Origin of the sequence: Pseudonocardia alaniniphila (assembly GCF_022524485.1) — a bacterium.
In the GTDB taxonomy this organism is placed as follows: Bacteria; Actinomycetota; Actinomycetes; order Mycobacteriales; family Pseudonocardiaceae; genus Pseudonocardia; species Pseudonocardia alaniniphila.
Genome location: NZ_JAKXMK010000072.1, coordinates 1 through 12,655, shown reverse-complemented (window position 1 = coordinate 12,655; position 12,655 = coordinate 1). Strand labels below are relative to the sequence as shown.

General features: G+C 72.7%; 12 protein-coding genes and 1 pseudogene. 11 read left to right on the top strand and 2 right to left on the bottom strand.

The annotated features are described in order from the left end of the window. Window positions 1-254, top strand: a pseudogene (locus MMF94_RS42710) (imidazoleglycerol-phosphate dehydratase); the annotation flags it as partial. 28 nt (window positions 255-282) lie between these two features. Here the strand turns inward: MMF94_RS42710 and MMF94_RS42705 are convergent. Then, window positions 283-1,644, bottom strand: a complete 1,362-nt coding sequence (locus MMF94_RS42705; RefSeq protein WP_241043222.1) for an MFS transporter — start codon at window positions 1,642-1,644, stop codon at window positions 283-285. A 62-nt stretch (window positions 1,645-1,706) separates the two neighbouring features. Here MMF94_RS42705 and hisH point away from each other — a divergent pair, with 62 nt between their 5' ends. The 7 genes from hisH (at window position 1,707) to MMF94_RS42670 (ending at window position 8,700) form a co-directional block, all read left to right on the top strand. Beyond that, window positions 1,707-2,342, top strand: coding sequence for an imidazole glycerol phosphate synthase subunit HisH (gene hisH, locus MMF94_RS42700; RefSeq protein WP_241043221.1), 636 nt, complete (start codon window positions 1,707-1,709; stop codon window positions 2,340-2,342). 116 nt (window positions 2,343-2,458) lie between these two features. After that, window positions 2,459-3,226, top strand: coding sequence for a bifunctional 1-(5-phosphoribosyl)-5-((5-phosphoribosylamino)methylideneamino)imidazole-4-carboxamide isomerase/phosphoribosylanthranilate isomerase PriA (priA, locus tag MMF94_RS42695; protein WP_241043220.1), 768 nt, complete (start codon window positions 2,459-2,461; stop codon window positions 3,224-3,226). Then, window positions 3,226-3,999, top strand: coding sequence for an imidazole glycerol phosphate synthase subunit HisF (gene hisF, locus MMF94_RS42690; RefSeq protein ID WP_241043219.1), 774 nt, complete (start codon window positions 3,226-3,228; stop codon window positions 3,997-3,999). The genes priA and hisF overlap by 1 nt, the downstream gene beginning before the upstream one ends. Further along, complete coding sequence (gene hisI, locus MMF94_RS42685; RefSeq protein ID WP_241043218.1) at window positions 3,996-4,367, top strand: phosphoribosyl-AMP cyclohydrolase; 372 nt, start codon at window positions 3,996-3,998, stop codon at window positions 4,365-4,367. The genes hisF and hisI overlap by 4 nt, the downstream gene beginning before the upstream one ends. Before the next feature lie 23 nt (window positions 4,368-4,390). Then, complete coding sequence (locus MMF94_RS42680) at window positions 4,391-5,125, top strand: alanyl-tRNA editing protein (RefSeq protein WP_241043217.1); 735 nt, start codon at window positions 4,391-4,393, stop codon at window positions 5,123-5,125. A gap of 1,671 nt (window positions 5,126-6,796) precedes the next feature. Further along, a complete protein-coding gene (locus MMF94_RS42675; protein WP_241043216.1) occupies window positions 6,797-8,044 on the top strand; it encodes a sensor histidine kinase in 1,248 nt (415 codons plus the stop codon). Beyond that, entirely contained in the window at window positions 8,041-8,700 is a 660-nt protein-coding gene (locus tag MMF94_RS42670; protein ID WP_241043215.1) for a response regulator, read from the top strand. The genes MMF94_RS42675 and MMF94_RS42670 overlap by 4 nt, the downstream gene beginning before the upstream one ends. Before the next feature lie 20 nt (window positions 8,701-8,720). On the opposite strand, the gene MMF94_RS42665 is transcribed toward MMF94_RS42670, so the two are convergent. Further along, complete coding sequence (locus tag MMF94_RS42665; protein WP_338104448.1) at window positions 8,721-9,383, bottom strand: TetR/AcrR family transcriptional regulator; 663 nt, start codon at window positions 9,381-9,383, stop codon at window positions 8,721-8,723. A 76-nt stretch (window positions 9,384-9,459) separates the two neighbouring features. Between MMF94_RS42665 and MMF94_RS42660 the strand changes: the two genes are divergently transcribed. The 3 genes from MMF94_RS42660 to trpC are packed head-to-tail and all read left to right on the top strand — an operon-like array spanning window position 9,460 to window position 12,497. Then, on the top strand, window positions 9,460-11,052 hold the full coding sequence (locus tag MMF94_RS42660) for an anthranilate synthase component I (protein ID WP_241043214.1): 1,593 nt from the start codon (window positions 9,460-9,462) through the stop codon (window positions 11,050-11,052). Next, complete coding sequence (locus MMF94_RS42655) at window positions 11,049-11,630, top strand: Trp biosynthesis-associated membrane protein (RefSeq protein ID WP_241043213.1); 582 nt, start codon at window positions 11,049-11,051, stop codon at window positions 11,628-11,630. The genes MMF94_RS42660 and MMF94_RS42655 overlap by 4 nt, the downstream gene beginning before the upstream one ends. Window positions 11,631-11,672: 42 nt before the next feature. Beyond that, a complete protein-coding gene (trpC, locus tag MMF94_RS42650; protein ID WP_241043212.1) occupies window positions 11,673-12,497 on the top strand; it encodes an indole-3-glycerol phosphate synthase TrpC in 825 nt (274 codons plus the stop codon). Window positions 12,498-12,655: the final 158 nt, after the last annotated feature.

Below are 12,655 nucleotides of genomic sequence, written 5' to 3'. Positions count from 1 at the left end.
CCGTGCACACCGGCGAACCCGACGTCATGCAGGGCTTCGTCGTCGGGGGCCACTACCCCACGGTCCTCAACCGCCACGTCTTCGAATCCCTGGCCTTCCACGGCCACCTAGCCCTACACGTCCGGGTACTCGACGGGCGTGACCCCCACCACATCACAGAGGCCGAGTTCAAGGCGGTGGCACGTGCGCTGCGCGCCGCCGTCGAGCGGGACGCCCGGATCACCGGGATAGCGTCCACGAAGGGCATTCTCTGACAGCCGTGCCGGCTCTGCGCGTGGAGGATCACTCCGTTGCGGCGCGCGCCCGCCCGGCGATGAGGACCGCCACCAGCGCGAGCCCGCCCGCCACCGCGGTGCCGGCGAGGTAGGCGACCGTCCCGGCGTCGACGAGTGCGGCGAACAACGCACCTGTCAGCGCGAGGACGACCGCGGCGAACAGTGCGTCGGCGATCTGGAGCGCGGAGCTGTTGGTGCCCTGCTCCGACGGGGCGGAGAGCTCGAGCGTGAGCACCGACAGCGTCGGGTAGGCCATCCCCATCCCCAGCCCGCCCGCGGCCCAGCCGATCCCCGCGACGGCCACCGGAACGCCGGGCACGACCGTCGCCCCCGCGGCAAGCACACCGAGCGCGACGAGAGCGGTTCCGGCGCGCAGCAGCGCGGTGCGGGACGGGGCGCGGTCGCGGCCCTGGAACCACGAGCCCGCCGACCACGTCACGGCGGCCACCGTCAGAACCAGGCCGGACATCGTCGGCGACAGGTCTCGCTCGCGCGACAGCAGAAGGGGGAGGAACGCCTCCGCGGCGAAGAAGGCTGCCGACAGCACCCCGCGCACCGCGATCACGGCCGGCAGCCCGGGGCGGGCGAGCAGCGTGCCGGCCGGCAGCAGATGCGGGCCCGAGACGACGACAGCGGCCACGGCGACCACACCGAGCAGCAGTGCGGGCACGCCGCCGAGCTGTCCGGCCTGATGCAGGCCTGCGGCGCCGGCTGCCGCACCGACCGCCCACAGGACTCGACGCGTCCGGCGGTGGCCGGTGCTCGTGCCGTCGTCGATCGCGGTGCCGAGCCCGCGCAGCGCCGGTTCCACCAGCAGCGCCGCCGGCAGGGCGAGCACGGCGGCGAGCAGGAACACCGACCGCCAGCCGACGGTCTCGACCAGCAGCCCCGCCAGCGGCGGCCCGACGACGGCCGGCAGGACCCATGCGGCGGCGAACGCCGCGAAGATCCGCGGTCGCAGCGCAGCCGGCACGACCCGCGCGACCACCACGTAGAGCGCCACCGAGAACAGCCCCGATCCCAGACCCTGCACCGCCCGTCCCATCGCGAGCAGCGGCATCGCCGGGGCCAGCCCGGCCAGCAGCAGCCCCAGCACGAAACCGGCGACGCCCACCCGCATCGCTCCGCCGGGCCCGCGAAGGTCGCTCCACACCCCGGCGAGCACCATCCCGACGACGCTGGTGGCGAGGGGCAGCCCGAACGCCAGGGCGTAGGCGGCGAGGCCGTCGAGCGCGGCGGCCACGGTCGGCATGGCCGTCGCCACCGCGATCGCCTCGAAGGCGGCCAGTGACACCAGCGCGACCGATCCGAGGGTGAGCGTGCGTAGCCGCCCCTGCATGAGGCCGGCGTCAGCGGCGGTCCTTGTCATGGCGGGGAGCGTGCTTGCTGAACCCGGGTAGAGGTCAACAGAGTTACGGCTATCCTTGCCCCGTGTCGCGGATCGTCGTGCTGGACTACGGGTCGGGCAACCTCCGCTCTGCCGAACGCGCGCTACAACGGGTCGGCGCCGATGTCACGGTCACGGCCGACGCCGACGCCGCCCTCGAGGCCGACGGTCTCGTCGTACCCGGGGTGGGTGCCTTCGCCGCCTGCATGCGCGGTCTGAGCGCCGTCGACGGGCCGCGGATCATCGAGCGCCGCCTCGCCGGCGGACGGCCCGTGCTTGGCATCTGCGTGGGGATGCAGGTGCTGTTCGACCTCGGGGTGGAGTGGGGCGAGCGCACCGAGGGCTGCGGGCAGTGGCCGGGCACCGTCGAGCGGATCAAGGCCGACGTGTTGCCCCACATGGGCTGGAACACCCTGCGTGTCCCCACGGGCTCCACCCTGTTCGCGGGCCTCGACGCCGACACCCGCTTCTACTTCGTGCACTCCTTCGGGGTGCGGCGGTGGGAGATGGAGGCGTCGGACGTGCTGCGTCCGCCGCTGGTCACGTGGGCCCACCACGGCGAGGACTTCGTCGCCGCCGTGGAGAACGGTGCACTCGCGGCCACCCAGTTCCACCCCGAGAAGTCGGGCGACGCCGGTGCGGTGGTGCTGCGCAACTGGTTGCGCGACATCGTCGGCTGACCGTCGTTCCCTCCTGATCGACGCCGCGCGGGGCCCGTCGAGACCCTTCTCACGCGCTTCCGTGAGGCGATGATCGCCGGGCGGCCAGGCGGATATGCCACCGGTAGGCTTTCCCCGTGAGTTTCACGCTGCTTCCCGCCGTCGATGTCGCCGACGGCCAGGCCGTGCGCCTCGTGCAGGGCGAAGCCGGTTCCGCCACCGCGTACGGCGAGCCACGGGACGCCGCGCTGCAGTGGCAGAACGACGGCGCGGAGTGGATCCACCTCGTCGACCTGGACGCCGCGTTCGGCCGTGGATCGAACGCCGAACTACTGGCCGGCGTCATCGGTGAGCTGGACGTCGCGGTGGAGCTCTCGGGCGGCATCCGCGACGACGAGTCCCTGGAACGCGCGCTGTCCACGGGCTGCGCCCGGGTGAACCTCGGCACCGCGGCGCTGGAGCACCCCGACTGGTGCGCACGAGCCATCGCCGCCCACGGCGAACGGATCGCGGTGGGCCTCGACGTGCGGATCACCGAGGCCGGCCACCGGCTCGCCGCGCGCGGATGGACCACCGACGGCGGCGACCTGTGGGAGGTGCTGGAGCGGCTGGACCGCGACGGTTGCGCCCGCTACGTCGTCACCGACGTGGGCAAGGACGGCACGCTGCGCGGCCCCAACATCGACCTGCTGCGCGACGTCGCGGGTGCCACGAAGGCGCCGGTCATCGCGTCCGGAGGGATCGCCGAGGTCGCCGACCTGGTCGCGCTGGCAGAGGTGGCCGCCACCGGCGTCAACATCGAGGGCTCGATCGTCGGCAAGGCTCTCTACGCGGGCCGTTTCACCCTCCCCGAGGCGCTGGCCGCGGTGCAGGCCGTCGACGCCGCCGGACGGGCGGCCGGCTGATGGGTGTCGCCGTGCGCGTCATCCCCTGCCTGGACGTCGATGCCGGGCGGGTGGTGAAGGGCGTCAACTTCGCCGACCTGCGTGACGCGGGCGATCCGGTCGAGATGGCCCGCATCTACGACGCGGAGGGCGCCGACGAGCTCACGTTCCTCGACGTCACGGCGTCGTCGGGGGAGCGGGCCACCATGCTCGACGTCGTGCGCCGCACGGCGGAGCAGGTGTTCATCCCGCTGACGGTCGGTGGTGGCATCCGCACCACGGACAACGTCGACACGCTCCTGCGGGCCGGTGCCGACAAGGTCAGCATCAACACGGCGGCGATCGCGCGCCCCGAGTTGCTGCACGAGGCCAGCCGCCGGTTCGGCGCGCAGTGCATCGTGCTGTCCGTCGATGCCCGCACGGTGCCGGAGGGCGGGGAGCCGACCCCGTCGGGCTGGGAGGTCACCACCCACGGCGGACGTCGCGGCACCGGGATCGACGCCGTCGAGTGGGCCGCCCGCGGCCAGGAGCTCGGCGTGGGGGAGATCCTGCTCAACTCGATGGACGCCGACGGCACCCGAGCCGGGTTCGACCTCGGCATGATCGCCGCGGTCCGGGCCGTGGTGGACGTTCCGGTGATCGCCAGTGGTGGAGCCGGCGCCGTGGAGCACTTCCTCCCGGCGGTGCAGGCGGGAGCCGACGCCGTGCTCGCCGCCAGCGTCTTCCACTTCGGGCAGCTGCGGATCAAGGACGTCAAGGACGGCCTGCGCACCGGGCTCGTGGAGGTGAGATGACGAGGGTTGAGGTCTCAGCGCTCGATCCGGCCGTCGCGGCCAGGCTCAAGCGCAACGCCGACGGGCTGGTCTGTGCAATCGCCCAGCAGCGCGGCACCGGGGAGGTGCTGATGGTGGCCTGGATGGACGACGAGGCGCTGCACCGCACCCTCACCACCGGCCGGGCCACCTACTGGTCGCGCTCGCGCGAGGAGTACTGGGTGAAGGGCGACACGTCCGGCAACGTCCAGCACGTGCACGAGGTGCGGTTGGACTGCGACGGCGATGCCGTGCTCGTGATCGTCGACCAGACGGGCGCCGCGTGCCACACGGGCGAGCGGACCTGTTTCGACGCAGACGTCCTGCTCGACGCCCGCAACGGGGCCTGAGCGGGCGGTCCTAATCTGCGGGCGTGACCGAGGAGCTCTTCGCCACCGACGCCTACCGCCGTTCCTTCGACGCCGCGATCACCGAGGTCGACCGGGAGGCCGGCCGGGTCGCGCTGGCGCGCACCGCGTTCTATCCGGGTGGCGGCGGGCAGCCGCACGACCTCGGCACGCTCGACTGGGGCACCGGTCCCGCGGCCGTCACCCGTGTCAAACGGGAGGGCGGCCGGATCTGGCACTGGCTCGACGCGCCCGAGATGCCCGGTGAGGGTGCCGAGGTGGCAGGCGAGCTCGACTGGAACCGCCGCCACCTCCTGATGCGCACCCACACCGCATTGCACGTGCTCTGCGGCGTGGTCTGGTCGGAGTTCGCGATCCCCGTCACCGGCGGCAACATGGAACCGGGCTCGGGCAGGCTGGACTTCCCGCTCGAGTCGATCTCGACGGAGCTGGGCCGGCGCCTGGAGGGGCGGATCAACGAGGAACTCGCCGCCGCCCGCGCCGTGGTGGTGGAGTTCCTCGGCCGCGACGCCGCCGACGCCGACCCCGCCCTGATCCGCACGGCGGCCAACCTCATCCCACGCGAGATCGACCCCCTGCGCGTGATCGACATCGTGGGCCTCGACAAGCAGGCCGACGGCGGCACGCACGTCGCCAGCACCGCGGAGGTCGGCGCCGTCCGGGTGACCGGCACGGAGTCGAAGGGCAAGGGGAACAAGCGCGTGCGGATCGAGGTCGTGGAGGCGCCGGCTCCGGCGTGAGCCTCGGGGCCCGCCCGCTGTGATCCCTGCGCTCCGGGGCAGGCCCGCCGGCTGGTCAAGATCGGCAGTTCGGGCCGTGTGACCGTGTGATCCGCGGCTGCCGGGCCCCAAATGACGAGCATGGTCTGCCGCCGTCGCGCTTGGGCGGGCCTGCCCCGAATGCTGGCCATGATCGGCAGCTCGGGCCCCACCGCCGCGCGAGACACGGCTGCCCGTCCCCAAGTGATGATCAACGATTCCGTCCGGGGGCGCCGGCCTGCCCGGGCCCGCCCGCCGGCTGGTCAAGATCGGCAGTTCGGGCCCCGCAGGCGTGTCATCTACGGCTGCCGGGCCTCAAGCGGTGATCGTGGTGTGCGGGGCTCGGACCGGGTGTGGTGCATGTCGCGCAGGCTCGCCGGCCGAATGGTGATCACGCTCGGGCGGTCGGCCCGCAGCCGGCTGGTCAAGATCGGCGGTTCGGGCCCGGGAGGCGTGTCATGCGCGGTTGCAGGGCCCGAACTGATGATCATGGTGCCCTGTCGCCGGGGTCCAGGGCGGGCAACGTCGCGCAGGCGCGCCGACCGGTCATGATCGACGGTTGGGGCCTGGCGGCCGGGTTATCCGCAGCTCCTGGACCCCAAGTGACGATCATGGAGCCCTGTCCTGCCTTGCCCCGCCCTGGTCCGGGGCTGGGCACGTCGCGCTGGGGCGGCGCCCGGTCATGATCGACGGTTGGGGCCTGGCGGCCGGGTTATCCGCAGCTCGTAGGCCCCAAGTGACGATCATGGAGCCCTGTCCTGCCTTGCCCCGCCCTGGTCCGGGGCTGGGCACGTCGCGCTGGGGCGGCGCCCGGTCATGATCGACGGTTGGGGCCTGGCGGCTGGGTTATCCGCAGCTCCTGGGCCCCAAGTGACGATCATGGAGCCCTGCCCTGCTCCGCCCCCTGGTCCGGGCGGGCTCGCTGGCCGGCCGTGATGGCGGTTCGCCACCAGCGGCCGCGTCCCCTTCGAAGGCCGGCATTCCCGTGCCGGGCCGGAGGTGGCTGGGCGACCGGGATTCCTGCGTTCCGGGGCGGCCGCGCCGGCTGGTCAAGATCGGCGGTTCGGTCCCGGGAGGCGTGTCATTTGCGGGTGCAAGGCCCGAAGTGATGATCACGGTGCCCTGTCGCCGGGGTCCAGGGCGGGCAACGTCGCGCAGGCGCGCCGACCGGTCATGATCGACGGTTGGGGCCCGGCGGCCGGGTTATCCGCAGCTCCTGGGCCCCAAGTGGCGATCATGGAGCCCTGCCCCGCCCTGCCCCGCCCTGCCTGCCCGCCCTGCCGTGCCCCGCCCCTGGTCCAGGGTGGGCTCGCCGGCCGCCGCGCTCCTCGCCCGGTTGGCCATGATCGGCTGTTCGGGCCCCGTCGCTGTGCCATAGGCGGCTTCCGGGACCCAATCGACGATCATGAGCCCGGTCTGGGCGGGCCTGCCAGTCCCCCATGATCGGCGGGTGGGGACCAGCAGGCGGGTCATCCGCAGCTGCCGGGCCCCAAGTGATGATCATCCGGCACCGACCGCGGCAGACATTGGCGTCGGCATGTCTCGCGTGCCCCCGACCAACGATCACCCAGATGGCCGGCTCCCGCTACGGGGTGATCCGCCTCCCTCCCGCGGGGGAGGGCTCTCGATGTCCGGTTCTGCGACGATCGTGGAGTGTCCCGCACGCTGCGGCTGCTCCTGGCTCCCGTCACGTCGGGGCTGACCTACCGCCGTTTCGTGCATCTGTTGCTGGGCGCGGTGCTGTTGCTGCCGTATCTGGGGCTGGTATCGCTGTTCGTCGCCGCGGCGAACGCGGGAGACCTGCGGCCGCTGGACCTCCTGCTGTTGCTCGTGCCCGCAACCGCCATGGCGGTGGGGGTGGCGCTGGTGCCGGGCGTGCGCGCCCTGGAGATCACCGCGGCCCGCGCCCTGCTCGGCGCTGTGGTGCCCGATCCCGATCCCGGAACGCTCGACGCGTGGCCGGGCCGTCGGCGCGCTGCCGGTTGGCTACTGGTCAATCTCGCGGCGGGCGGGCTCACCGCGCTCGTCACGCTCGCCGTCCTGCCGGCGAGCATCGGCTTCCTCCTCGCACCTTGGCGCGAGCTCGTCCCGTTTCCCACCGGGCTCGCCGCGGCCTGGATGCCGGTTCTGGGATTGGCGCTCCCGCTCGTTCTCCTCCACGCGGTGTCGGCCGGCGGGGCGGTGCTCGCGCGGCTCGCTCCTCGGGTGCTCGGACCCTCGCCCGCCGAACGGATGGCCGTCGAGCTGGCCCGGGTGCGGGAGACGGAGCGGGCGCTGGCGGAGCGCAACCGGCTCGCAAGAGAGCTGCACGACTCGGTGGGCCACGCGCTGACCGTCACCACGCTGCAGGCGGGCGCGGCCGCCCGGGTGCTCGACAGCGATCCCGCGTTCGTCGCCCGTGCGCTCGACGCGATCGCCGAGGCGGGCCGGGGTGCTCTGGAAGACCTCGACCACGTCCTCGGGCTGCTGCGCGACGGTGCCGCCGGGGCGGACCGGGCGCCCCAACCCGACCTGGCCGATTTCGACGCCCTCCTGGCCGGTGCCCGGTCGGCGGGGGTGTCGGTGGACGTGGAGGTACGAGGATCGATAGACGCGGTGCCGCGTGCGGTCTCCCGTGAGGCGTACCGGATCGTCCAGGAGGGCCTCACGAACGCGTTGCGGCATGCTGGGCCGGTGCCGGTCACCGTCCGCGTCGTGGTGGGACCAGGCGTGCTCGAACTGGAGCTGACCAACCCTCTCGGCGCAGGCACCCGCGCCCGGCCGGGGGGCGGACGTGGGCTCGCCGGGATGCGCGAGCGCGTGCACGTCCTGCGCGGTGATCTGGTGGCGGGCGCGGGGGAGCGGGAATGGCGGGTGGCGGCACGGCTCCCGCTGCGGGGATCCGAGATGATGTCGCAATGATCAAGTTGCTCCTGGTGGACGACGAGGAGCTCGTGCGGACGGGTCTGCGCGCGATTCTCGACGCCGAACCGGACATCACCGTGGTGGGCGAGGCGCCCGACGGCGCGGAGGTGCCGGGCCTGGTGCGCAGGCTCACACCGGACGTGGTGCTGATGGACGTGCGGATGTCCGCGGTGGACGGGATCGCCGCCACCCGCCACCTGGTCACGAAACTCCCGAAGCCGCCGCGCGTGCTGGTACTCACGACGTTCGGCAACGACGGGCACGTCTACGACGCACTGCAGGCGGGCGCCACGGGCTTCCTGCTCAAGCGGGCGCGGCCGGCCGAGATCGTGCAGGCGGTGCGCATCGTCGCGAGCGGTGAGTCGCTGCTGTTCCCCGCGGCGGTGCGGGACCTGGTGGCCACCCGCGGGCGCAACGGCGGCGACGAGCTGCGTGGCGCGGGCCTGACCGAGCGGGAGGGCGAGGTGCTGCGTTGGATCGCACGCGGGCTCTCGAACGCCGAGATCGCCCGGGAGCTCATGGTGGGAGTCGAGACGGTCAAGACCCACGTCGGCAACGTCCTCGCCAAGCTGGGCGCGCGCGACCGCACCCAGGCGGTGGTCGCGGCCTACGAGTCGGGGTTCATCGACCCGCGCCGGCCCGTCGACGTCTGAGCGTCAGGGCAGTCTGAACGTCACGGCAGGGGCCCGGTGAGGTAGCGCTGCAGGTTGGGGGCCACCGCCGCGATCACCGTGGCGTGGTCGGCCGAGGCGAGCGGCTCCACCTTCAGCACGTACCGGACCACCGCGAGGCCCAGGATCTGGGAGCCGCACAGGCCTGCGCGCAGTGCGGCCTGGTCCGGCGCCACCGTCGACACGACCCGTGCGACGAGGACGCGCTCCACGAACTCGCGCAGGAGCCGGGCCGCGATGTCGTGGGTGGCCACGCTCTGCAGCAGAGCGGAGAGGGGAGCTCCGCCCGTGCCGTCCCACAGTTCCAGGAACCGCGCGATGATCCGCTCGGCGAGGTGGTCGGGATCACCGGGCACCACCTCGGCGAGGATCGTGGTGGGGTCCACCGGCAGCTCCAGGGCCGAGATGAACAGCGAGTCCTTCCCCCCGAACCAGTGGTTGACCATGGCGGGGTCCACGCCGGCGCGTTCGGCGATCACCCGCACGGTGGCTCCGTCGTAACCGCGCTCGGCGAACTCGACGCGAGCGGCGGCGAGCAGCTCGGCGCGGGTGTCGGCGCCGCCCGGTCTGCGCCCGCGTCGGCGCGGCACAGCGTCTCCCTGCGCTTCTCGCTGACCTGCTCTCACGGCCTCCGGCGGGGACGGCTCGTCGTCGGGTGCGCCCACGCTCCCATCCTTCCCCGACGGGCGGGATCGGGGTGACGCGGCTCTCGTGGTGCCCCGTCCGGGAGAGGTTGCCACAATGGGCCACATGACCGTCACCGCGCCTGCGCCCGCACTGGGTGCGGTCAGCCCCAGCCGAGAAGAGTTCCGCGAGCTGGCCGTCGGCCACCGGGTCATCCCGGTCACCAGGCGGCTGCTCGCCGACGACGAGACCCCGGTCGGGGTCTACCGCAAGCTGGCAGGCGACCGTCCCGGCACGTTCCTCTTCGAGTCCGCGGAGAACGGTCGCTCCTGGTCACGATGGTCGTTCGTCGGAGCGCGCAGCGCAGCCGCGCTGACTGCCGTCGACGGCGAGCTCGTCTGGACCGGTGAGGTCCCCGTCGGGCTCCCCACCTCGGGAGACCCCCTCGCCGCTCTGCGCACCGTGGTCGAGGAGCTGCGCAGCGAGCCGCTTCCCGGGCTGCCGCCCCTGACCGGCGGGATGGTCGGCTATCTCGGCTACGACGTGGTGCGGCGCCTCGAGCGGCTGCCCGAGCTCACCACCGATGACCTGCAGATTCCTGAGCTGATGATGCTGCTGGCCACCGACCTGGCCGCGGTCGACCACCACGAGGGCACCATCACCCTGATCGCCAACGCGATCAACTGGGACGCGAGCGACGAGCGGGTCGACGAGGCCTACGACGACGCCGTGGCGCGGCTCGACCGCATGACCACCGAGCTCGCCGCGCCCGCCGCGTCCACGGTGGCCGTCTACCGGCCTGCCCAGCCCTCCTACATTCGGCGCCGCACCCCGGAGCAGCACCACGCCGCCATCGAGACCGTGAAGGAGCAGATCCTCGACGGCGAGGCGTTCCAGGTGGTGATCTCGCAGCGCTTCGAGGCGGAGTGCCACGCCGACTCCCTCGACGTCTACCGCGTGCTGCGGGCCACCAACCCGAGCCCGTACATGTACCTGTTGCGCCTGGAGTCCGCGGCCACCCCCGACCAGCCGGCGCGGCGCTTCGACATCGTCGGGTCCAGCCCTGAGGCCCTGGTCACAGTGCGCGACGGGAAGGCGACCACCCACCCGATCGCCGGCACCCGGTGGCGTGGCGACACCGAGGAGGAGGACCTGCTCCTGGAGAAGGAGCTGCGCAATGACGAGAAGGAGCGGGCCGAGCACGTCATGCTCGTCGACCTGGGCCGCAACGACCTCGGCAAGGTGTGCTCGCCGGGCACGGTCAAGGTGCACAGCTTCTTCTCGGTCGAGCGCTACAGCCACGTGATGCACCTGGTCTCGACGGTCACCGGCACGCTGCGCAGCGACTGCATCGCCTTCGACGCCGTGCTCGCGTGCTTCCCCGCCGGCACGCTGTCGGGCGCGCCGAAGCCGCGTGCGTTGCAGATCATCGAGGAGCTGGAGCCCACCCGGCGCGGTCTCTACGGGGGCATCGTCGGCTACTTCGACTTCGCGGGCGACGCCGACACCGCCATCGCGATCCGCACCGCGCTCGTGCGCGACGGGATCGCCTACGTGCAGGCCGGGGGCGGGATCGTCGCCGACTCCGAGCCCGTGGCCGAAGACACCGAGAGCATCAACAAGGCGCGGGCCGTGCTGTCCGCGGTGGCGACCGCGGCGACGCTGGGGCAACCGCCCAGCCTCGCCGCCGCTCCGGACAGGACGCGGTGACCCAGACCCCCATCCGTAACCCGCGCGCGCTGCTGGTGGCGTGCGCAGGCCTGGCGGGTTCGGCCGCCCTGCTGTGGGGTGCGTCGGCCACGGTCTGGTTCCGCATCGCGGGCCCGCCCGGCCGGTCGGCCACGGAGTCCACCGGCGCACAGGTGGCTCCGTCGCTCACCGGTGTGGCGCTGCTGGCGCTGGCCGCAATCGCGGCTGTCGTGGCCACCGGCGGGCTGCTGCGCCGGGCCGTCGGCGCACTGTTGGCGCTGGTCGGGATCGTGGTCGGCGTGGTCGTGGTGCAGTCGATGCTGGTGCCGCCCTCCGGCTACGTCGCGCGTACGGCGGCGCCGCTTCTCGCCGTGGCAGGCGTCGTCGTCCTGCTGGTGGTCGGGGTGTTCGTTCTGCTGCGGGAGCCGAGGTTTCCGAGGTTCGGCGCGCGGTACGCCGCGCCCGGCGCCCGACGGGTCGAGACGGATCCGGATCGCGCGGCGTGGCAGGCGCTGGACGCCGGAGTGGACCCCACTGCCGACGTGCCCAGGAGCAGGGGGGACGATCCTGGCGACGGGGGTCGCACAAGGCCTGGCTAGCATGATTCGCGCCCGGCCTATCCGGAAAGGGGGACCAACGCCATGGAGCACGGCAGAGCGAGCGTCCTCGATTCCATCGTTGACGGCGTCAGGGCCGATCTTGCGGCACGGGAGGCGAAGGTCGACTTCGCCGAGATCAAGCAGCGTGCGGCCGCAGCTCCGCCGCCGCGTGACGTCATGGCGGCGTTTCGGGCGCCGGGCATCGGGGTGATCGCCGAGGTCAAGCGCCGCAGTCCGTCTCGGGGGGATCTGGCCGTGATCGCCGATCCGGCCGAGCTCGCCGCGTCCTACGCCGGGGGCGGGGCGCGCGTGATCAGCGTTCTCACCGAGGAGCGCCGCTTCGGCGGATCGCTCGCCGACCTGGCCGCCGTGCGTGCGGCGGTTGACGTCCCGGTGCTGCGCAAGGACTTCGTGGTGAGCCCGTACCAGGTGCACGAGGCGCGCGCTTACGGTGCCGACCTGGTGCTGCTGATCGTCGCGGCCCTGGAACAGAACGCGCTCGACTCGCTTCTGGACCGCGTCGAGTCGCTCGGTATGACGGCACTCGTCGAGGTGCACACCGAGGAGGAGGCCGACCGGGCTCTGGAGGCGGGCGCGAAGGTCATCGGGGTGAACGCGCGCAACCTCCACACGCTCGAGGTCGACCGGTCGATCTTCGGGCAGATCGCGCCCGGCCTGCCCAGCGACGTGCTGCGGGTGGCCGAGTCGGGCGTCCGCGGGCCGGGCGACCTGCTCACCTACGCCGGGTGGGGCGCCGACGCGGTCCTCGTCGGTGAGGGTCTGGTCACCAGCGGTGACCCCCGTGGGGCAGTGCGCAGCCTGGTAGCAGCGGGTTTCCACCCGTCCTGCTCCAGGATGGTTCGATAACAAGAATGACGCGCTAGCACCGATGCGGTAGCAAGGATGTCGTGTTGACGAGCAGTGGTTCGGGCACCACCAGTAAGGCCAGTGACGGTATCGCGACCCCGTCGGGTCACGAGCCGGATGAGCGTGGTCATTTCGGCCGTTATGGTGGCCGTTTCGTT